Source organism: Halosimplex halobium (genome assembly GCF_051414055.1).
Classification (GTDB): Archaea; Halobacteriota; Halobacteria; order Halobacteriales; family Haloarculaceae; genus Halosimplex; species Halosimplex halobium.
Window position 1 is genome coordinate 136,775 of sequence record NZ_JBLKNX010000013.1, and the last position, 19,401, is coordinate 156,175.

Annotated in this window: 19 protein-coding genes; 13 read left to right on the forward strand and 6 right to left on the reverse strand. The window is 71.2% G+C overall.

The window, feature by feature from the left end:
- Positions 1 to 52: 52 nt before the first annotated feature.
- On the reverse strand, positions 53 to 328 hold the full coding sequence (locus tag ACMGFG_RS14705) for a hypothetical protein (RefSeq protein WP_436931076.1): 276 nt from the start codon (positions 326 to 328) through the stop codon (positions 53 to 55).
- A gap of 204 nt (positions 329 to 532) precedes the next feature.
- Between ACMGFG_RS14705 and ACMGFG_RS14710 the strand changes: the two genes are divergently transcribed.
- The gene (locus ACMGFG_RS14710; RefSeq protein WP_436931077.1) at positions 533 to 1,108 is read left to right on the forward strand and encodes a response regulator transcription factor; all 576 of its coding nucleotides are present in this window, start codon (positions 533 to 535) and stop codon (positions 1,106 to 1,108) included.
- 49 nt (positions 1,109 to 1,157) lie between these two features.
- Here the strand turns inward: ACMGFG_RS14710 and ACMGFG_RS14715 are convergent, their stop codons facing one another.
- Positions 1,158 to 1,631: a redoxin domain-containing protein gene (locus ACMGFG_RS14715; protein ID WP_436931078.1), complete on the reverse strand. Its 474-nt coding sequence runs from the start codon at positions 1,629 to 1,631 to the stop codon at positions 1,158 to 1,160.
- Positions 1,632 to 1,729: 98 nt separating this feature from the next.
- Here ACMGFG_RS14715 and ACMGFG_RS14720 point away from each other — a divergent pair, with 98 nt between their 5' ends.
- Both ACMGFG_RS14720 and ACMGFG_RS14725 read left to right on the forward strand, forming a co-directional pair.
- Entirely contained in the window at positions 1,730 to 2,506 is a 777-nt protein-coding gene (locus ACMGFG_RS14720) for a DUF7388 family protein (RefSeq protein ID WP_436931079.1), read from the forward strand.
- On the forward strand, positions 2,503 to 3,645 hold the full coding sequence (locus ACMGFG_RS14725; RefSeq protein ID WP_436931080.1) for an NAD(P)/FAD-dependent oxidoreductase: 1,143 nt from the start codon (positions 2,503 to 2,505) through the stop codon (positions 3,643 to 3,645). The genes ACMGFG_RS14720 and ACMGFG_RS14725 overlap by 4 nt, the downstream gene beginning before the upstream one ends.
- Before the next feature lie 43 nt (positions 3,646 to 3,688).
- Here ACMGFG_RS14725 and ACMGFG_RS14730 read toward each other — a convergent pair whose 3' ends face one another.
- Both ACMGFG_RS14730 and ACMGFG_RS14735 read right to left on the reverse strand, forming a co-directional pair.
- A complete protein-coding gene (locus ACMGFG_RS14730) occupies positions 3,689 to 4,210 on the reverse strand; it encodes an Hsp20/alpha crystallin family protein (RefSeq protein WP_436931081.1) in 522 nt (173 codons plus the stop codon).
- Between the two features lie 94 nt (positions 4,211 to 4,304).
- On the reverse strand, positions 4,305 to 4,463 hold the full coding sequence (locus ACMGFG_RS14735) for a DUF7559 family protein (RefSeq protein ID WP_436931082.1): 159 nt from the start codon (positions 4,461 to 4,463) through the stop codon (positions 4,305 to 4,307).
- A gap of 107 nt (positions 4,464 to 4,570) precedes the next feature.
- Here ACMGFG_RS14735 and ACMGFG_RS14740 point away from each other — a divergent pair, with 107 nt between their 5' ends.
- On the forward strand, positions 4,571 to 5,353 hold the full coding sequence (locus ACMGFG_RS14740) for a DUF429 domain-containing protein (protein WP_436931083.1): 783 nt from the start codon (positions 4,571 to 4,573) through the stop codon (positions 5,351 to 5,353).
- A gap of 28 nt (positions 5,354 to 5,381) precedes the next feature.
- Here ACMGFG_RS14740 and ACMGFG_RS14745 read toward each other — a convergent pair whose 3' ends face one another.
- Positions 5,382 to 6,797 (reverse strand): sensor histidine kinase, encoded by a 1,416-nt coding sequence (locus tag ACMGFG_RS14745; protein WP_436931084.1) that lies wholly within the window; start codon positions 6,795 to 6,797, stop codon positions 5,382 to 5,384.
- Between the two features lie 168 nt (positions 6,798 to 6,965).
- Here ACMGFG_RS14745 and ACMGFG_RS14750 point away from each other — a divergent pair, with 168 nt between their 5' ends.
- The 5 genes from ACMGFG_RS14750 to ACMGFG_RS14770 all read left to right on the forward strand — a co-directional run bounded on the left by ACMGFG_RS14750 (position 6,966) and on the right by ACMGFG_RS14770 (position 15,257).
- Entirely contained in the window at positions 6,966 to 8,855 is a 1,890-nt protein-coding gene (locus ACMGFG_RS14750; RefSeq protein ID WP_436931085.1) for an ABC transporter ATP-binding protein, read from the forward strand.
- Positions 8,856 to 8,955: 100 nt separating this feature from the next.
- The gene (locus tag ACMGFG_RS14755) at positions 8,956 to 10,116 is read left to right on the forward strand and encodes a mandelate racemase/muconate lactonizing enzyme family protein (protein ID WP_436931086.1); all 1,161 of its coding nucleotides are present in this window, start codon (positions 8,956 to 8,958) and stop codon (positions 10,114 to 10,116) included.
- Positions 10,117 to 10,245: 129 nt separating this feature from the next.
- Positions 10,246 to 11,346 (forward strand): AI-2E family transporter, encoded by a 1,101-nt coding sequence (locus ACMGFG_RS14760; RefSeq protein ID WP_436931087.1) that lies wholly within the window; start codon positions 10,246 to 10,248, stop codon positions 11,344 to 11,346.
- A gap of 94 nt (positions 11,347 to 11,440) precedes the next feature.
- On the forward strand, positions 11,441 to 13,237 hold the full coding sequence (locus ACMGFG_RS14765) for a radical SAM protein (protein WP_436931088.1): 1,797 nt from the start codon (positions 11,441 to 11,443) through the stop codon (positions 13,235 to 13,237).
- A gap of 169 nt (positions 13,238 to 13,406) precedes the next feature.
- Positions 13,407 to 15,257, forward strand: a complete 1,851-nt coding sequence (locus ACMGFG_RS14770; protein WP_436931089.1) for a flippase-like domain-containing protein — start codon at positions 13,407 to 13,409, stop codon at positions 15,255 to 15,257.
- Between the two features lie 21 nt (positions 15,258 to 15,278).
- Here the strand turns inward: ACMGFG_RS14770 and yjjX are convergent, their stop codons facing one another.
- A complete protein-coding gene (yjjX, locus tag ACMGFG_RS14775) occupies positions 15,279 to 15,803 on the reverse strand; it encodes an inosine/xanthosine triphosphatase (protein ID WP_436931090.1) in 525 nt (174 codons plus the stop codon).
- A gap of 244 nt (positions 15,804 to 16,047) precedes the next feature.
- On the opposite strand from yjjX, the gene ACMGFG_RS14780 reads away from it, so the two are divergent.
- From ACMGFG_RS14780 to ACMGFG_RS14795, 4 genes are all read left to right on the forward strand, one after another.
- Positions 16,048 to 17,016, forward strand: coding sequence for a transcription initiation factor IIB (locus ACMGFG_RS14780; protein WP_436931091.1), 969 nt, complete (start codon positions 16,048 to 16,050; stop codon positions 17,014 to 17,016).
- A 188-nt stretch (positions 17,017 to 17,204) separates the two neighbouring features.
- Positions 17,205 to 18,113 (forward strand): methyl-accepting chemotaxis protein, encoded by a 909-nt coding sequence (locus ACMGFG_RS14785; protein WP_436931092.1) that lies wholly within the window; start codon positions 17,205 to 17,207, stop codon positions 18,111 to 18,113.
- A 90-nt stretch (positions 18,114 to 18,203) separates the two neighbouring features.
- Positions 18,204 to 18,887, forward strand: a complete 684-nt coding sequence (locus tag ACMGFG_RS14790) for a type I 3-dehydroquinate dehydratase (RefSeq protein ID WP_436931093.1) — start codon at positions 18,204 to 18,206, stop codon at positions 18,885 to 18,887.
- Between the two features lie 73 nt (positions 18,888 to 18,960).
- Entirely contained in the window at positions 18,961 to 19,392 is a 432-nt protein-coding gene (locus ACMGFG_RS14795; protein ID WP_436931094.1) for a DUF7575 domain-containing protein, read from the forward strand.
- Positions 19,393 to 19,401: the final 9 nt, after the last annotated feature.

A 19,401-nucleotide genomic window follows, 5' to 3' on the forward strand; every position in this document is an offset into this window, starting at 1 on the left:
GCGGCGGGCGACACGGAGAATCGCCGGCGGCCCGCGCCGGCGGGAGCGCCGCTCAGTTGCCGACGACGAGGCCGGGCTCGGGCGCGCCCTCGCGCTCGGTGTAGGCGGCCAGCCGCCGCTCGCCGCGCTCGGTGATCCGGTAGACGGTCTCCGCGGTCACCGGCTCGACCAGGTCGCGCTCGACGAGCCGGTCGACGCGCTGGCGGGCGTAGTCCGTCGGCATCCCCAGACGGTTCGCAAGCAGCGGCACGTACGTCGGCCGCTCCTCGGAGAGGTGGTCGAGTATCGCTGCGTCCGCACTGCGGAACCAGTCTGGGTGCTGTGACATCGGTATCCCCGACGTACCATGGTACTTGTTCACACATAACGTTGTCGGCGAGAGCGACGGACCGCCCGGCCGGAACCCGTGCGGGGAGGCAGGGACCGGGAGGAGCTGGGAGTCGGGACCGGGCGGGTCGCGACCCGCCGGATCGAGACGTGGGACTCGGGCCAACAGAGTGAAACCCGCAGGGACCCCAGCGTGGGTAGAACAGTGTCACCGAGCGCCGACGGTCGACCGACCGTCCTCGTCGTGGACGACGAGCGGGAGGTAGCGGACGTGCTCGCGCTGAAGGTCCGCGACCGTTACGAGACGCGGGTCGCCTACGGGGGGCGCGAGGCCCTAGCGTCGATGGACGAGGACGTGGACGCGGTCCTGCTCGACCGGCGGATGCCGGAGGTCCACGGCGACGAGGTGCTCGCGGAGATCCGCGAGCGGGGCTACGACTGCGTCGTCGTGATGACGACCGCCGTCGACCCCGACCTGAACATCCTGGAGATGGACTTCGACGACTACCTCGCCAAGCCCATCGAGACGGAGACGCTGCTGACGACGCTCGACCAGCAGCTCGACAGCCGGCAGTCGGGCGACCCGAAACTCGAGGAGTTCTTCTCGGTCGTCTCGAAACTCGAAGTGCTCGAATCGGAGCTGACTCCGGCGGAGCTGGCCGACAGCGACGAGTACGAACGCCGCAAGCGCGAGGCCGAGCGGCTGGGCCGACAGCTCCGGGAGTCCCACCCCGACTTCGAGGAGATCGTCGACACCTTCCGCGACATCGGCCGGAACTGAGCGGCAGCGCAACCGGCGGTGTCGCCGCGACATCCAGGCGGCGGCCGGGCTACAGGTCGTCGAGCGCCGTCCGGACCTCCTGCCAGGGGGGCTGGCCCTCGGGGTCGTCGGCGGCCCAGGCGTAGCGGACCGTCGTGTCGGTGTCGACCACGAACACCGCGCGGTTGCACACGTCGCGGTGGCCGGCGAGCTCGTCGAGCCGGACGCCGTAGCGCTCGGCGACCGCGCCGTCGCTGTCGGACAACAGGGGGAACGGGATGTCGTGCTCGCGGGCGAACGCCCGGTGGCTGAAGGCGCTGTCGCGGGAGACGCCGAGGACCGTCACGTCCTCGCGCACGTCGAACCAGCCGAAGTTCCCGATCGAACACAGCTGGTCGGTACACTCCGGGTTGAAGTCGAACAGGTAGAACGCCAGGACGACCGGCCCGTCCCGGGTGTGTTCGGCGAGCATGTACTCGCGGACGACCTCGCCGTCGGTGCCGGGCAGGATAAAGTCCGGCGCCGCCTCTCCCGCTGTGAGCATCTGTCGCTCTTCTCTTTGCGGCGACACACCATAACGGTCGGGGGCGGCGTCGCCAAGCGATAGAGCTTTTCCCCGCCAGTCGATAGCGGACGAGTAGGATGCTCCAGGGCGCGACGCTGGCGCAGGCAGGGATCGACGCGGCCGCGATCAAACCCGCCGAGGTCGAGGTCGAGCGGGCCCGCGACCTCGCCGTGGACACGCTCGCGGTCGACTACGAGGGCCGCGAGCACCTGCCGTCGCCGGAGACGCTCGCCGCGCTGGCCGACGAGCAGGAGCTGCGCGTCACGACACCCGTCCGCGCCGACGGCTTCGACCCCCTCGGCGACCGGGATCTGGCCGAGTCGCTGCCCGGGTCGGTCCGGCGGGTGCTCGTCGCCGGCCACCCCGCCTACCTCACCGAGGCCGAGCAGGAGCGAGCAGTCGCGCCCCGCCTCCGGGAGGCCGCGGCCCGCTCGCGGGACCCCTGGGTCGGCACCGAGGGGATCGAGCGGGTCGCCCTCGCCGTCGGCGGCACGCAGTTCGAACTCCTCGGGCCCGGTACCGACCGCCGCCTGCGCGCGCTCCGGCAGGCGGGCTACGAGGGCGAGATCGCCCTCTACGCGCCGACTGTCCTGACCGACGAGGAGGACGCCGTCCTCGACGCGCTGGGCGCCTACGCCGCCCGGCGCGGCCCCGTCCGCTCGGCGCTGCCCGACGGCGCGCCGACCGACGCCACGGCCGAGGGACGCGCCCGCGAGGTGCTCTCGCAGGCGGTCCGCGACTTCGGCCTCGTCGGCGGCGTCGAGACGGTGGCCGACCGGGTCGACGAACTCCGCGACGCCGGCGCCGACCGGATCGTCGGCTACCCAGCCCGCGGGCTCGACCCGTTCCTGTGACCCGCGTCGCCGTCGTCGGCGGCGGCGCCCTGGGCGTCACCGCCGCCCGCGACCTGGCCGCCCGCGACGCCGAGGCCGTCCTCTTCGAGCGCGAGGAACTGGCGAGCGGCGCCTCCGGCCGCGCCGCCGGCATCGCCTACGACGCCTTCGCCGGGGACACCGACGCCGCCGTCGCCGCCCGCGCAGTCGAGCGCTTTCGGGAACTCGACGCCGAGGGCGCCGTCGAGTTCGTCGACCACCCGTACGTCTGGTTCGCCCGCGCCGGCGACGACCGCCGTGCGGAGGCGGTCCGCGAGAGCGCCGAGCGGATGCGCGCCAACGGCCGCGACGTGGAGACGCTGGATCCCGACGAGTTCGCCGACCGGTACCCCGCCGTCGCCGGCGACGACGTAGCCGCCGCCGCGCTCGCCCGGGACGCCGGCTACCTCGACCCCGCCGCGTACGTCGCGGCGATGGGCGAGCGCGCCGCGGCGGCCGGCGCCGACCTCCGGACGGGGACCCCCGCACGACTCGCCGACGACGGGACGGCCGTCGAGACAGCCGCCGGGACCGAGCGGTTCGACGCCATCCTCGTCGCCGCGGGCCCCCACACGAAGCGCCTGCTCGCCGGGGTCGACGTGCCGATCCCGATGAAACCCTACCGCGTGCAGGCGCTCGTGACCGCCCCCCTCGACGGGAGCGAGCGGGTGCCCACCTGCTACGACGCGACCGAGAGTCGCTACGCACGCCCCCGCGAGGGAGGCCTGCTCGTCGGCGACGGTACCCAGGAACGGGAGTTCGACCCCGACGACTACGACGAGAGCGCCGACCCCGAGTTCGAGCGTGCGTCGCTCGACTGGCTGGGCGCGGTCTGTCGCGACGGGATCGGCTCCGTCCGGGGCGACGACCTCGCCGTTCGTCGGTCGTGGGCCGGGCTCTGCACGGCCACGCCCGACCGGGACCCGCTGCTGGGGGAGATCCGCGACGGGCTGTACGTCGCGACCGGCTGGCACGGCCACGGGTTCATGCGCGCGCCGGCGCTGGCCGAGCGGGTCGCGGAGCAAGTGCTCGGCGGCGACGGGGTCGCTCCCTTCGACCCGACCCGCTTCGACGGCGACGAGGCGTTCGAGGTGGTCGAGGGGATGACCGTCGACGACTGAGAAGGGGACCGCGACTGGACCGCGCTGCGGCGAAAGCGCGTCGCTACTGTTCGTCGTCGCTGTCGTCGGAGTCGCCGGTGTCGTCCGAGGACTCGGCCTCGGCGTCCAACTCGTCGGCGTCGGTCCCGTCGCCGACCTCGGTGACTTCGTCGGCCTCCAGCGCCTCGTCGGTGTCGGGGTCGACAGGTTCGGCCTTCGGGACGCGCACTTCGAGCGTGCCGTTGTCCCGCAGCGTCGCGGTGGCCGCGTCGGCGTCGACCCGGGCCTCCGCGGGGAGTTCGACGTGGCCGTCCAGCGCAAGCCCGCGGCCGGGGTAGCGCATCTCGAAGCCCTCGTGGAAGCCGCGGAACCGGTCGATGCGGACCTCAACGAGCCCCGAGTCGAACTGCACCTGCACGTCCGACGCCTGGGCGCCCGGGGCGTCGAACACCGCGAGGTAGGCGTCGTCGCTCTCCAGGAGGTCGACTGGCAGCGGCGTCCGCTCCTGGGCGCGGCCCATCGCCCGCCCGACGTTCTCCAGCACAGTGTTGCCCAGCGACTCGCCGATGTCGCGCAGCTTGTTCATACCCGCCGGTTAGGGCGGTACGGCCTTCAGGATTGTGCCCGCGGCGTCGGGACAGAAGAAGGTCGGCGTCGACCCGCGGACGGCCGCGGGGCCGCTACAGCTCTATCGCTTCGAGGCAGTCTGTGCCGCCACAGACCGGACAGGACAGGTCGGAGACGCCGTGGTCGTCGGGCACGTCGTAGGTGTAGTGGTTCTCGAACATGTCGAGGAAGCAGTCCTCCGCCGTACACTTGACCTCCTTCGTCGGTGGCATACCCGCGGGTTCGGACGGCCGACGGATACTGTTTTCGACCACCGGGTCGTGGAACGGCGGTTCCGGGAAGCCGAACATTCATATCGGGCGAGTGAGAGACGGGTGGTATGGGTTCGCGTGTCCTGGGCGTGGATTTCAGCGGCGCGAGCGACGCGGGGCGCTCGCTGTGGCTGACGGAGGCGCGGTCGACGGGGGAGGGGCTGGTCGTCGAGGACTGCTACAGCGCGGCCGACGAGTGGGGCGTCGACCGCGAGCGCGCTCACGCCGGCCTCCGCGAGCGGGCGACCGACTTCTCGGTCGTCGGGCTCGACTTCCCCTTCAGTCTCCCCAAAGCACTGCTCGACGAACACTGCTGCGGTACCTGGCGCGGCCTGGTCGCGTGGCTGACCGGCGACGGGCCGGACGACCCGGATACGTTCGCCTCGACCTGCCGGTCGACCGCCCGGGCCTACACGGGCGACGGCACCGCGCAACTGCGCCGCGAGACCGACCTCCGGCGCGCGGCGCTGTGTCCCTACGACTCGATCGTCCAGTACCAGACCTTCCACGGGGTCCGGAACGTCCTCGCGGGGCTGGCCGACGACCCCGACGCCGCCGTCCTGCCGATGCAGTCGGGGCCGGCGGCCACCCGCGTCGTCGAGGTGTACCCCGCGGCCACCTTCGGCTGGCTCGGCCTCTACCGCGAGGGGTACAAGGGCGACCACCGCGAGCGCCGCGCGACCAACATCGAGGGCATCGAGGCCTGTAGCGTCGACATCGGGAATTTCCGCGACGCCTACGAGTCGAGCCACGACGCGCTCGACAGCCTCGCCGCGGCCGTCTCGGCCGGCCGGGTCGGTGCCGACCCGCCCCGCCACGGCCCCCGCGAGGAAGGCCACATCTACGTGTAGCGGTGTCGGCGGCGACGGCCGGCGGTCGTCAGGCGTGTTTCGGCAGCGTGACGGTGAACACCGACCCCGTCGGGTCGTTGTCGCCCACCTCGATCTCGCCGCCGTACTGGTCGACGAGCGTGTGCGCCAGGTAGAGCCCGATCCCGGTGCCGGGGCTCTCCGGCCCCATCTCCCCTTTGCCGAAGACGGCGTCTTTCTGCGAGTCGGGGATGCCCGGGCCGTTGTCGGCGAAGCGGACTGTAACCTCGGTCGTCGACTCCTCGACGCCGACGCTGACCCGGGGGTCGGCGGCGTCGTTGTGGCGGGCGGCGTTGCTCAGCAGGTTGCCGAACACCGACGAGAGCAACTCGTTGGCGCGAACCGAGACACGGGGGACCTCGCCGTCCACCGAGACGGTCAACTCGTCGTGGCGGCGGTCGGCCTTCTCGATCTCGTCTTCGAGGATGTGCCGGAGGTCGACGGCGGTCAGCGTGAACTCGCCGTCGCCGCCGATACTGTCGACGAAGTCGCGGGCGATCGTCGTCAGCTCGTCGATGTGGTCGCAGGTCCCCTGGATGCGCTCGACGTACTCACGGCCGTCCTCGTCGTCGACGTACTGGTCGATCCCGTCCGCCCAGGCCAGCAGCAGCTGGATGTCGTTGTTGATGTCGTGGCGGACCAGCCGGTTGATGACCGCCAGTTCCTCCGTGCGGGTCTCCAGCTCGCGCTCGCGGCGCTTCTGCTCGGTGATGTCGCGGGTGATGAGCTGGAAGGAGTCGGCCTCGCTGCCGACGCTGACCGGCGCGGCGACGTTGTGGAAGTGCCGGACCCCGAAGCTGTCCTGGAAGGTGACGGCCGACCCCGCGGTGAGCGCCCGCCGGCCGTGTTCGATGCGGCCGGCGGCGGTCTCCGTCGGCAGCACGTCCGAGAGGTGCGTCCCGGTCAGCTCCGAGCGGGTGGTGTCGAACGACCGGGCCGCCGCCTCGTTGGCGGCCGTGATCGTCCCGTCGACGGCGACCTGCGTGATCTCGTCGGGCGTGTTGTTGACCAGCAGCTCGTACTTCTCGTTGGCCCGGCGCTGCGCGACGACGTTCTCGATGCGGTTGGCCAGCAGCTGCAGTTGCCCCTCCTCGGCGATGTCGTCCTTCCGGAGGTAGTCGTCGACGCCCGCGCCGATCGCCCGGCTGGCCGTCCGCTCGTCGCCCTTCCCGGTCAGGAGGATGAAGGGGAGGCCGTACTCCTCGTCGACGCGCTCGTACAGTTCCAGCCCGTTCAGCCCGGGCATCTCGAAGTCGCTGACGACGCAGTCGACCGACCGCTCGTCGAGGGTCGCCAGCGCCTGTTCGCCGTCTTCGGCCTTCCACACGGAGATGTCCGCCGCCTCCCCAAGCCGGTCGGAGACGATCGTGCGAAAGAAGCCGCTGTCGTCGACGAGCAGCACGTCGATCGACGACGTATCCATCATACCGAAGCGTCGCCGACCGCGGTGTTATAGCTGACTCCCGGATTTTCGCCGGCGATAATCGAACTGGACGCCTGTCCCCGTTGGACGGACGGGCCGCGCCGACGCGCCCGAACCGGCGCCGCTGGCTGCAAGCCCGGGATATTTCAGTCCGGAGCCGTACTCGCTCGCATGAGCGACGAACACGGGGGGTTCGAGGGGGTCAGGGAGAACCTCGACGGGAACCCGATGTGGCAGCTGCTGGGGTACGCGACCGCCTACTGGCCGCGGCTGAGTGCCGGCGTCGCGGCCTCGATCCTGACGCGGCTCGCGCGGCTGGTCCCGCCGATCATCGTCGGCGCGGCCATCGACCGCGTGATCCGCGGGTCGGCAGACCCCGGACTGCTGACGACGCTCGGGCTCCTGCCCGCCGGGACGATCACCGGGCAGGCCGCCCGGCTCGCGCTGCTCGAACGGCTGGTCGCCATCGCGGCGCTGGCCTATCTGGTCCGGTCGGTCTCGCGGTTCGTCTCCCGCTATCTCCTGCAGTCGACCGCCCAGAAGGTCCAGCGGGACCTGCGCAACGACAGCTACGACCACATCCAGCGGCTGTCGATGGACTTCTTCGCCGACCACCAGACCGGCGGCATGATGTCGATCCTCAACAGCGACATCAACCGGCTGGAGGCGTTTCTCAACACGGAGTTCCGCCAGTTCATCCGCGTCGTCGCGACGGTCGGGGGGATCGCGGCCGTGCTGGCCTACTACTCGCCGAAACTCGCGCTGATCGCGCTGGCGCCGGTGCCCGTCATCGGCGTCGCCTCCTGGTACTTCCTCAGCTGGATCGAACCGCGCTACAAGTCGATCCGCGAGACGGTCTCGCGGCTGAACACCCGGCTGGAGAACAACCTCAGCGGCGCGGCGGTGATCAAGGCGTTCGACCGCTACGACTACGAACACGACCGCGTCGCCGCCCAGAGCCAGACCTACCACGACGAGAAGGTCGGCGCCCTGCGCATCCGCCGGGGCTTTTTCTCCGCGCTGCGGCTCGTGACCGGCGTCGTCTTCGTCGTCGCGCTGTACGTCGCCGGCCGCGGCATCATCGCGGGGACCAGCGCGCTGACCGCCGGGACCGTCGCCGTCTTCTTCCTCTACCTGCGGCGGCTGTACTCCCCGATGCGCCGCGTCGGCAAGTCCGCCAACAAGTACCAGCTCGCCAAGTCCAGCGCCGAGCGCGTGTTCGGCCTGCTCGCCCAGGAGCCGACGGTGACCGACCCCGAGGACCCGTACGTCCCCGAGTCCGTCGACGGCGCGGTCGAGTTCGACGGCGTGACCTTCGCCTACGACGAGGAACCCGTGGTCCGCGACGTGGACCTCGACATCGACGCGGGGGACACGGTCGGGCTCGCCGGCCCCACGGGCGCCGGGAAGTCGACGCTCCTCAAACTCGTCCCGCGGTTCCACGACCCCGACGAGGGGGTCGTCCGCGTGGACGGCCGGGACGTGCGGGAGTACGGCCTGCAGGCGCTGCGCGACCACGTCGGCGTCGTCGAGCAGCAGCCGTACCTCTTCTCGGGCACTGTCGCCGAGAACATCGCCTACGGGGACCGCGAGGTGCTGAACGGCGAGGAAGCCGGCGACGAGGCGGCCCGCGAGCGCGTCCGCGAGGCTGCCCGCGCGGCCGAGGCGCACGAGTTCATCGGGGGCCTCCCGGAGGGGTACGACACCCAGATCGGCGAGCGGGGCATCAAGCTCTCGGGCGGCCAGCGCCAGCGGGTCGCCATCGCCCGCGCGCTGCTGAACGACCCGGAGATCATCGTCTTCGACGAGGCGACCAGCGACGTGGACACCGAGACCGAGGAGCGCATCCAGGAGAGCCTCGACCGGCTGGTCGAGGACCGCACCGCCTTCGTCATCGCCCACCGCCTCTCGACCATCCGCGACGCCGACCGCATCGTCGTCATGGACGACGGCGAGGTCGTCGAGCGTGGCACCCACGACGAACTGCTCGCCGAACGCGGCGACTACGCCGACCTCTGGCACGCTCAGGCCGACGAGGGCGCCCTCAGCGCAGACGACTGAGCGGCCGCCGAGACCCGGTCGCCGACGGCGGAGCGTGCGGGTGGCCCCGCCCCCCGTGTCGTCGGTGTACTCATGACTCGCCGTCCCGAAGAGTGCCGCCATGCGCGTCACGGCAATCGAGACGGTCACCTACGACGACGATTCGGACCTCACCGACACCGAGCGCGACATCGACATCACGACGCTCCGGGTCCACACCGACGAGGGGGTCGTCGGCCTCGGCGAGACGTTCCCGCAGGCGGGCATGGAGACGGCGGCGCTCCACGGGCCCGTCGCCGACCACGTCCTCGGCGAGGACCCCCGGGACCTCCAGGGCCTGCGCGACGACCTGCAGACGTACTTCAACTACTACGGCCACGCAGGCGCGGAAACCCGGGCGCTGAGTGCGCTCGACATCGCCTGCTGGGACATCAAGGGCAGGGCGGCCGGCGAACCGATCTACCAGCTGCTGGGCGGGAAGGCCCGGGAGTCGATCCCGACCTACAACACCAGCTACGAGCAGGCGTACGACTTCGTGGACGAGCCGGTCGCGCTCGCCGAGTCGCTGCTCGACGAGGGGATCACCTCGATGAAGATCTGGCCGTTCGACGAGTTCGCCGAGAAGACCCGCGGCCAGCGCATCTCCGACCGGGACCTCGAGGCGGGGCTCGAACCGCTCCGGCGGATCCGCGAGGCCGTCGGCGACGAGATGGACGTGGCCGTCGAGTTCCACGGCCTGTGGTCGCTGACGCCGGCCAAGAAGCTCGTCCGCGCGGTCGAGGAGTACGACCCGCTGTGGGTCGAGGACGTGATCCGCAAGGGCGACCTCGACGCCTACGCCCGGCTGGACGAAGCGACCGAGGCGCCGCTCTGTGTCTCCGAGCGGCTGCTGGGTCGCTACGAGTTCGCCCAGGCCATGCGGACCGGCGCCGTCGACGTGGTGATGCCGGACCTGTGCTGGACCGGCGGGATCAGCGAGGGGCGGGCGATCGCGGACATGGCCGAGAGCGCCCACCTCCCCGTCGCGCCGCACAACTCCGGCGGCCCCGTGCTCCACTTCGCCGACGCCCACCTCTCGGCGGCGATCCCGAACCTCTACGTCATGGAGACGATCCGCGACCGCTACGACGGCTGGCACCGCAACCTCGTGGCCGACGCGCTGTCCGTCGAGGACGGCCGCCTCCCGCTCCCGGAGGGGCCGGGACTCGGGACGGCGTTCGACGAGTCGCTGCTCGACCACCCGGACACCGAGGTGCGCCGGACGGAACTGGGCGGCGACTAGCCGCCCTCGGTCGCCGAGAGTCCCCGACCGCCCTGCCGCGGGCCGCCACCGTGCCGCGGGCGACCGCGTGCGACCGAACCGCGTCTATCCACCACCGAAGTAATATATCGGGCGGTTGAAGCCCGGGGCATGCCAGAGGGTCCCGAGCCCCCGGGCTGGGTCGTCGAACAGCCGGGACTGACCGCCGTCGCGCTGGTGAGCGTCCTCCTCGCGCTGGCCGTGCTCGCCCCGTACCTCCAGTTCGTCCTGTTCGGCGTCGTCCTCGCGTACATCCTCTACCCGGTCCAGCGGCGCCTGGAGCGGTACGTCCGGCCGATGGTCGCGGCGATGGGCGTCGTGGTCGTCACGCTGCTGGTCGTCCTGCTCCCGCTAATCTGGGTGCTGTCGCTCGCCGTCCAGCAGGCGTTCGGCGTCGTCCGGACCATCCGACGGGGCGACATCGACGTCGAGCGGATCGAGCAACTGATCGAGGCCAACGGGTACTCCGTCGACCTCGTGGCCGTCTACGAGGCCAACCAGGGCCGGATCGCGATGGCCATCCAGGAGGTCACGACGGGCGCGCTCGGCCTCGTCGGCAGCCTCCCCGGGCTGTTCATCGGGCTGACGATCACGGTCTTCGTCCTGTTCGCGCTACTGCGGGACGGCGAGGGGCTGCTCGCGTGGGTCGAGTGGGTGCTGCCCGTCCCCGACGACGACCTGGCCGAACTCCGGGCGGGAATTGACGACCTCATGTGGGCGTCGGTCGTCGGCAACGTCGCCGTCGCGGCCATCCAGGCGGTGATGCTCGGCGTCGGCCTGTTCGTCGCGGGCGTCCCGGCGATCGTCTTCCTCACCGTGGCGACTTTCGTGCTGACGCTGCTGCCGCTGGTGGGCGCGTTCGGGGTCTGGATCCCCGCGGCGGCGTATCTCGTCTCGGTCGGCCGTCCGCAGGCCGGCGCGGCCGTCGTCGTCTACGGCCTGTTCGTCACCTTCTCGGACTCGTACCTGCGGCCTGCGCTGATCGGCCAGACCGCCGCGTTCAACTCCGCCATCGTCATCGTCGGCATCTTCGGCGGGCTCGTCGTCTTCGGCGCGGTCGGCCTGTTCGTCGGTCCGGTCGTCCTCGGCGGCGCGAAGCTCGCGCTCGACAGCTTCGCCCGCGAGCACGCCGGCGACCCCCCCGACGAAGCGAGCGTCGAGCCGGCCGACGACGGTACCGGCGCCGCCGAGGGGAACGCGGAGGCGGGGTGAGCGCCCGCCGGGGGCGGCCGACCCCCGGGACCGACCGCGCCGGGAAGTGGCCGAAAAAGATAGTTTATACGCGTCGAGCGGGTACCGGGAAGCGATGACCCGAGACCCCGCGACGCTGGACGTGACCATCGTCGACGGGTACGTCGACGAGCCGGCGCACTTCGGCGTGCCGCCCTACATCTCGACGTACCCGCGCTACACCGCGGGGGCGCTCGTCGACGCCGGCGTGCCGCGCGAGCAAATTACGTATCACACCATCGACGGCCTGCGCGACGACAACGCCCGCTGGGCGGACGTGGCCGACGCCGACCTCATGATCTACGTCGGCGGCATGACCGTCCCCGGCAAGTACGTCGGCGGCACCCCCGCCGAACCCGACGAGGTCCGCCGACTCACCTGGGAGGCCGACGGGACGACCCTGCTGGGCGGCCCCATCCGCTTCGGCGTCGGCGAGGAGAACAAGGGGGCCGAGGAGACCGAACGCGACGACCTCGACTACGACTTCGTCGCGAAGGGCGACGTGGAGGCCGCCGCCCACGACCTCGTCCGGGAGGGGCTGGAGGGCTTTTCCGACCGGATGCGCGACAACGAGGAGATCCGGCGGTGGGCCCGCGAGGGCGCGTTCGTCGTCGAGCAACACCCCAACCACCCCGACTACCTCATCGCCGAGATGGAGACCTCCCGGGGCTGTGCCTACCGCTGTTCCTTCTGCACGGAGCCGCTGTACGGCGACCCCGCCTTCCGCACGGCCGAGTCGGTCGTCGACGAGGTCGACGCCCTCTCGGACCACGGCGTCCGGGACTTCCGGCTGGGCCGCCAGGCCGACATCCTCGCGTTCGGCGGCGACGGCGAGGCGCCCAACCCCGAGGCCCTGCGGGATCTGTACGGCGGCATCCGCGAGGTCGCGCCCGACCTGCGGACGCTGCACCTCGACAACATGAACCCGGTGACGATCACGGACTACCCCGAGAAGTCGCGGGAGGGCATCCGGATCATCGCCGAGCACAACACGCCCGGCGACACGGCCGCGTTCGGCCTGGAGTCGGCCGACCCGGTGGTCCAGGAGGAGAACAACCTGCTGGTGTCGGCCGAGGAGTGTCTCGAAGCCGTCCGGGTCGTCAACGAGGAGGCCGGCTGGCGGCCGGGCGGCGACCGCGAGTCGGCGCCCAACTTCGGGTCCGACGCCTCGCGGCGCCTGCCGAAACTCCTGCCGGGGATCAACCTCGTCCACGGCCTGGAGGGCGAGCGCAGTGAGACGTTCGAACACAACAAGCAGTTCCTGCGGGACCTGCTCGACGAGGGGCTGATGGTCCGGCGGATCAACATCCGGCAGGTGATGGCCTTCGAGGGGACGGAGATGAGCGACACCGGCGCGGAGATCGCCCGCGACCACAAGCAGCAGTTCAAGACCTACAAGCGGGAAGTGCGCGAGGAGATCGACAACGCGATGCTCCAGCGGGTGGCGCCGCCCGGGACGGTGCTGCCCGACGTGCACCTGGAGTACCACCAGGACGGCAAGACGTTCGGCCGGCAACTTGGGACCTACGCGCTGCTGGTGGCGATCCCCGGCGAACGGGAGCTCGGGCGGACGGTCGACGTGGCGGTCACCGACCACGGCTACCGCTCGGTGACCGGAGTCCCCTACCCGCTGGACCTCAACGCGGCCTCGATGGACGAACTGACTGCGGTCCCGGGGATCGGGCGGTCGACTGCGGGCGACGTGGTCGTGAATCGACCCTACGACTCGCTGGACGCCGTCGCGGCCGACATCGACCTCGGCCGGTTCGCGACCGTCGACGACGAACCGCCGGCGCCGGTGCCCGGACTCGGCGACGGGGACGACCGGGTCGGCACCCCCGAGCGTTCGGAGACGCCCGAAGCGGGCGACTGACGGCGGGATCCTGCGCGTCCGCCGGTGACTGAGCCCCGGGCGTCGGTCGCCGGGTCGGTCGATGGTCGCGGTCCGGGCCGGGCGCCCGGTCGGCGGCCCGCCGGGCGTCAGCCGCTGCCTGCACCCGCGAACAGAAGGTTCTTGGCCGTCCCCCCCGGTAGCTGCACCAATGAGTGACGCCGAGGTGAGCGTCGTCCTCCCGGCCTACAACGAGGAGGCCACCATCGAGCGGACGGTGGAGGTCACGCTGGAGACGCTCGCCTCGTTTCTCCCCGCCGGTGCTTTCGAGGTGATCGTCGCCGAGGACGGCTGCGACGACCGCACGCCGGAGATCGCCTCGCGGATGGCGGAGGAAGACGAACGGGTCCGCCACATCCACAGCGACGAACGGCTCGGCCGCGGCGGCGCCCTGGAGTACGCCTTCGAGCGGGCCGCGGGCTCGACGCTGGTCTACTTCGACACGGACCTCGCGACGGACATGAAACACCTGGAGGAGCTGGTCGAGAGCGTCCGCTCCGGCGAGTACGACGTGGCGACCGGCTCGCGGTGGATGCCCGAGAACCAGGCCGACCGGCCGACCAAGCGGGCCGTCTCCAGCCTGGGGTACAACACCCTCGTCCGCCTGTTCCTCCGGTCGGACCTGCAGGACCACCAGTGCGGGTTCAAGGCCATCTCGCGGGAGGCCTTCGACGCGCTCCGGAGCGACGTGGAAGACGAACACTGGTTCTGGGACACCGAGGTACTCGTGCTCTCACAGCGGCGCGGGTACAGGGTCAGGGAGTTCCCCGTCGACTGGGAGCCCAAGGGCGACACGAAGGTCGACCTCGTCCGCGACGTGTTCGGCATGGGGAGCCAGATCCTCCGGACGTGGTGGCAGCTGTCGGTGAGCCCGCGGATCTCCCGGCGGGTGAGCATGGCCGCGGGGTCGGTCCTCGTCATGCTCGCGCTGGTGGTCGCGGTGAGCGTCGTCTTCGACCTGGGGGCGGTCGTCGACGCGATGAGCGGCGCGGACCCGCGGTGGATCCTGGCCTCGGGGGTCGTCTACCTGCTGTCGTGGCCGCTGCGGGGGCTGCGCTACCGGGACATCCTCGACCGGCTGGGCTACCCCAGCGACACGTGGTTCATGACGGGCGCGGTGTTCATCAGCCAGACGGGCAATCTCGTCTTCCCGGCACGGCTGGGCGACGGCGTCCGCGCATACGTCGTGAAGGCGAGACGGGACGTGCCCTATCCGAGCGGGTTCGCGTCGCTGGCCATCGAGCGCGTGTTCGACCTGCTGGCGATCACCGTCCTCGGCGGGAGCGTCCTCGTCGGCCTGGTCCTGACCGGGGGGACCGACCAGATCGTCGCGGCCGTCGCGGCGGAGGTCCCGCCGGTCACGGTCGGCGGCGAGACCATCGAGCCCGGCGCGGCCGCCCGGACCGCCCTCCGGGTCGCCGCGGCCGTCGGCGCCGCCGCGGTCCTCGCGGTGACGGCCATCCTGCTCAGCGCCCGCATGGAGAGCGACTACGTCCACCGCGCGGTCACCGCGGTGAGCAACGACTCCTACGCCGACTACGTCGCCGGCGTCATCGAGCAGTTCGTCGGCGACGTGCAGGCCGTCGTCAGCGACCGCGGCGCCTTCCTCCGGGTCGGCGTCGGCAGCCTCGTCATCTGGGTCGTCGACGTGCTGACGGCGCTCGTCGTCTTCGCGGCGTTCCCCGGTATCACGCTGACGCCTGCCCTCGTCGCGACCGCCTTCTTCGCCGTCAGCGTCGGCAACCTCGCGAAGGTCCTCCCCCTCTCGCCGGGCGGGATCGGCCTCTACGAGGGCGCCTTCACGCTCATCGTCTTCGGGCTGACGAACGTGGCGGCGCCGGTCGCGTTCGCCATCTCCATCGTCGACCACGTCGTCAAGAACGCCGTCACCATCCTCGGCGGGATCGTCTCGATGGCCTGGCTGAACGTCTCGCTGACCACCGCCGTCGAGGAGAGCCGCGAGGCGGGCGAGGTAGAGGCCGCCGCGGCGACCGAGGACTGAACCGCCGGGGACCCGGCGCCCTCAGTACAGGTCGGTCGCGAACGGCCCGAACGCGCCCGCGACCGCGTGGGCCAGCGCCGACTCGCGGTCGATGGCCTCGCCCGTGAGTACGCCCGCCGCGCCGGCCCGCTCGCTCAGGCCCTCGGTGTCGAGCAGGTCGTCGAGCACCGGGCCGAGTTCCTCGCCCGAGCGGACGCGCCCGGCGATGTCGGCGGGGAGCCGCAGCGCCGGGCCGCCGCCGCGTTCGAGCGCGTCGCCGTCGGTCACGGCGGCCCACATGACCAGGTAGAGCCCGGGCCGCTCGGCCAGCTCCGCGACGCCGCCCTCGATCCCGACGCCGTAGTCGGCGCCGGGGTCGGCCTCCAGCGCCCGCGCCGCCCGGTTCTCCGCGCCGGTCACCGTCTCCGTACGACCCCGCGGCTGTTCCGATACGCCGGAGTCGACGGCGACGGCCGCCACGTCGACTCCCTCGAACAGGTCGCCCGCCACTCGCTCGGTCGCTCCGACCTTCACCGGGTTCTCGCTCCCGACCGCGACGCGTGTCATACCTCGATCCTGCCCGACGGCCCGCTTGCGCGTTTCGGTTCACGCCGAATACTGGTTTATAAATGCGCGATAGTAACGTGTGGAAGTCGTTCACACACCGGTCGAAATCCCGTCTTCCGGCCGTTTTTGCGACCGGACCGTCCCGGTAGCGAAAGATTTATAAAACTTTCTCCGCATGATCGTTCCACCACCGAACGTCCGGGATTCTCGCGGCCTTGCTGCCCGGATCGACACGCCCCCAGCAATGAGCGACTCCAGACTCAGAACCCAGCGAACAGACGCACAGGAGACCGAGACGAACGACGAGCGGACCGGCGAGTCCTGCCCGGAGTGTTCCGGCCAGCTCGTGGTGGACGACGAGCGCGGCGAGACGGTCTGCGAGGGCTGCGGCCTCGTCGTCGAGACCGACGAGATCGACCGCGGCCCGGAGTGGCGCGCGTTCGACTCCAAGGAGAAAGACGAGAAGTCCCGCGTCGGCGCGCCGACGACGAACATGATGCACGACAAGGGTCTCTCGACGAATATCGACTGGCGCGACCAGGACGCCTACGGCAACTCGCTGTCGTCGAACCAGCGCCAGAAGATGCAGCGCCTGCGCAAGTGGAACGAGCGATTCCGCACGCGTGACTCCAAGGAGCGCAACCTCAAGCAGGCGCTCGGCGAGATCGACCGGATGGCCTCCGCACTGGGCCTGCCCGAGAACGTCCGCGAGACCGCTTCGGTCATCTACCGCCGCGCGCTCGACGAGAACCTCCTGCCCGGCCGGTCCATCGAGGGCGTCTCGACGGCCGCCGTCTACGCCGCCGCCCGGCAGGCCGGCGTCCCGCGCAGCCTCGACGAGATCAACGAGGTCTCCCGCGTCGAGAAGTCGGAGATCGCCCGCACCTACCGCTACGTCATCCGCGAACTCGGCCTCGAGGTGCAGCCGGCCGACCCCGAGAGCTACGTGCCCCGGTTCGCCTCCTCGCTCGAACTCTCCGACGAGGCCGAACACCGCGCGCGCAAGCTCCTCCAGAACGCCAAGGACCAGGGCGTCCACTCCGGGAAGTCCCCCGTGGGCCTGGCCGCCGCCGCGGTGTACGCCGCCGCACTGCTCACCAACGAGAAGACGACCCAGGCCGCCGTCAGCGAGGTCGCCGACATCTCCGAGGTCACCATCCGAAATCGCTACCACGAACTGCTCGAAGCCGAGCAGGGCCTCCCCGCGGTCTGACTGACCGGCGCTCGCCGCTCTCGGCCGGCCAACGGCCGCCGCGAGCCGCCCGGCGACCCCCTCCGCGCGGTATCCGTTTTCACGGATTCCCCCGAGAGCCCCGGCTGGGGCCGTCCACGCCGCGATCGAGAATCAGGCCTGATAACCGCGGGGGCACGTTTAATTCGGACGCTCACACGGATCTGCGTATGGCTTCCGATTCCGGTGACCTCGGCACCGAGGCACTCGACGTGCGCGCCGAGGCAGGGGACATGACAGTCGACGAACTGGGGACCGCCATCGACGAGCTGCTGCGGGCCTCCGAGAGCGTCTCCCAGAGCTCCCAGCAGATCAGCGACCTCGCCAACGAACAGTCCGAGAACATGCGCGAGGTCGCCGGCGAGGTGTCCAACCTCAGCGCGACCGTCGAGGAGGTCGCCTCCAGCGCGAGCCAGGTCCGGCAGGTCAGCACGGACGCCCGCGAGCTGGCCGACGACGGCCGCGAGCTGGCCGACGACGCCATCGACGCCATGGAGGCCGTCGACGAGGCCAACACCGAAGTCTCCGAGGACGTGCGCCAGCTCCGGGACCGCATCGACGAGATCGACGAGATCGTCGAGGTGATCAACGACATCGCCGACCAGACGAACATGCTCGCGCTGAACGCCTCCATCGAGGCTGCCCGCGCGGGGGAGGCCGGCGAGGGGTTCGCCGTCGTCGCCGACGAGGTCAAGAGCCTCGCCGAGGAGTCCCAGCAGAACGCCACCGAGATCGAGCAGCTCGTCTCGAACATCAAGAGCGACACCGAGAGCACCGTCGAGAGCATCGAGCACGCCAACGAGCAGGTCGAGGAGGGCATCGAGCAGGTCGACGACACCGTCGACGTGCTCCGGGAGATCGACGCCGCCGTCGAGGAGGCCGCCCAGGGCGCCCAGGAGGTCGCCAGCGCCACCGACGAGCAGGCCGCCTCCACCGAGGAGGTCGCCTCGATGGTCGACTCCACCGCCGAGAGCGCCGAGGAGGTCGCCGGCGAGATCGAACGCATCGCCGCCGCCAACGAGGAGCAGACGGCCCAGATCAACGAGATACAGAACCTCATCGACGACCTCCAGCGGTAGCGGGCACGCGGCGAGCCGGTGTCCGGGACCCGCCGGCCCGCGCGACGGCCGATCCGGTCGATTTTTTCCGGTCCTCGCGGTAGAACCGGTATGCACATCGACTTCTCGTCGTTCGTCATCGCGGCCGCGACCGCGGATCTCGCGGACGAACCCGACGCGCGCGGGGCCGCCGACGCCGTCGAGTTCCGCCTCGACCTGGCGAGCGACCCGCTCGATTCGCTGGCGGCCTACGACGGCGAACTGCCGCTGATCGCGACCAACCGCCCCGAGTGGGAGGGCGGCGAAGCGCCCGACGACGAGGCCCGACTCGACGCGCTCGAAGCCGCCGCCGAACACGAGGCGGTCGGCGCCATCGACGTGGAACTCGCCGCGCTGGAGGAGGGCGACGCCGCCGGCGTCGTCGACCACGCCCGCGACCACGGGGCGGCGGTGATCGTCTCGACGCACGACTTCGAGGGAACCCCCCACCGCGACGCACTCCGGGAGACGCTCGCCGAGGCGAGCCGCTGGGGCGACGTGGCGAAGCTGGCGGTGACCGCCGAGGGCGCCGGCGACGTGCTGGACCTGCTGGGCGCGACGTGGGCGGCGACGACCGCCGGCGAGACGGTCGCGACGATGGCGATGGGCGAGGCCGGCCGCCACTCGCGGGCGGTCGCGCCGCTGTACGGCTCGCGGATCGGCTACGCGCCGGTCGACCCCGCCGACGCGACCGCCCCCGGCCAGTACGACCTGGCGACCCTCTCGGCGCTCGTCGAGCGGCTGCGCGGCGAGTGACCCGTACCGGGTGACGAATTCCGGGGAGTCGGAAACTTAACAACGCGGGACGACCGAAATCGCACAACAAACAGTGAGTACACGGAACCGAAAGCGGCCGCTGCTGGCTGTCGTGCTCGCCTTCCTCTATCCCGGTCTCGGGCACGTCTACCTGCGCGAGTGGCTCCGCGCGCTCGTCTGGTTCTTCCTCAACGTGACGAGCTTCACCCTGCTGATGCCGCCCGACGCCGTCCCCGAGACGTTCGGCTGGTCGGAGCTGGTCGCCGCGGCGGAGAACGTCACGCCAGGGGCGGCGCTGGCGCTCGCCGCCATCACCGTTTTCAGCATGCTCGACGCATACTGGATGGCCAAACAGCAGAACACCGAGACCGAGGTCCAGGAGGGCACGACCTGTCCCAACTGCGGCCGCGACGTCGACCCCGACCTGGAGTTCTGCCACTGGTGTACCGAGCGGCTGGAGCCCGATTCGGAGGAGACTGCCGACGATCCCGGCGCGGGCGCCTGAACGCGGTCC

Excerpts from the sequence above, each read along its gene's own strand:
- ACMGFG_RS14705 (WP_436931076.1), bottom strand. The coding sequence starts at position 328 with ATGTCACAGCACCCAGACTGGTTCCGCAGTGCGGACGCAGCGATACTC.
- ACMGFG_RS14715 (WP_436931078.1), bottom strand. The coding sequence starts at position 1,631 with ATGCTCACAGCGGGAGAGGCGGCGCCGGACTTTATCCTGCCCGGCACC.
- ACMGFG_RS14720 (WP_436931079.1), top strand. The coding sequence starts at position 1,730 with ATGCTCCAGGGCGCGACGCTGGCGCAGGCAGGGATCGACGCGGCCGCG.
- ACMGFG_RS14730 (WP_436931081.1), bottom strand. The coding sequence starts at position 4,210 with ATGAACAAGCTGCGCGACATCGGCGAGTCGCTGGGCAACACTGTGCTG.
- ACMGFG_RS14735 (WP_436931082.1), bottom strand. The coding sequence starts at position 4,463 with ATGCCACCGACGAAGGAGGTCAAGTGTACGGCGGAGGACTGCTTCCTC.
- ACMGFG_RS14740 (WP_436931083.1), top strand. The coding sequence starts at position 4,571 with ATGGGTTCGCGTGTCCTGGGCGTGGATTTCAGCGGCGCGAGCGACGCG.
- ACMGFG_RS14745 (WP_436931084.1), bottom strand. The coding sequence starts at position 6,797 with ATGATGGATACGTCGTCGATCGACGTGCTGCTCGTCGACGACAGCGGC.
- ACMGFG_RS14750 (WP_436931085.1), top strand. The coding sequence starts at position 6,966 with ATGAGCGACGAACACGGGGGGTTCGAGGGGGTCAGGGAGAACCTCGAC.
- ACMGFG_RS14755 (WP_436931086.1), top strand. The coding sequence starts at position 8,956 with ATGCGCGTCACGGCAATCGAGACGGTCACCTACGACGACGATTCGGAC.
- ACMGFG_RS14760 (WP_436931087.1), top strand. The coding sequence starts at position 10,246 with ATGCCAGAGGGTCCCGAGCCCCCGGGCTGGGTCGTCGAACAGCCGGGA.
- ACMGFG_RS14765 (WP_436931088.1), top strand. The coding sequence starts at position 11,441 with ATGACCCGAGACCCCGCGACGCTGGACGTGACCATCGTCGACGGGTAC.
- ACMGFG_RS14770 (WP_436931089.1), top strand. The coding sequence starts at position 13,407 with ATGAGTGACGCCGAGGTGAGCGTCGTCCTCCCGGCCTACAACGAGGAG.
- yjjX (WP_436931090.1), bottom strand. The coding sequence starts at position 15,803 with ATGACACGCGTCGCGGTCGGGAGCGAGAACCCGGTGAAGGTCGGAGCG.
- ACMGFG_RS14780 (WP_436931091.1), top strand. The coding sequence starts at position 16,048 with ATGAGCGACTCCAGACTCAGAACCCAGCGAACAGACGCACAGGAGACC.
- ACMGFG_RS14785 (WP_436931092.1), top strand. The coding sequence starts at position 17,205 with ATGGCTTCCGATTCCGGTGACCTCGGCACCGAGGCACTCGACGTGCGC.
- ACMGFG_RS14790 (WP_436931093.1), top strand. The coding sequence starts at position 18,204 with ATGCACATCGACTTCTCGTCGTTCGTCATCGCGGCCGCGACCGCGGAT.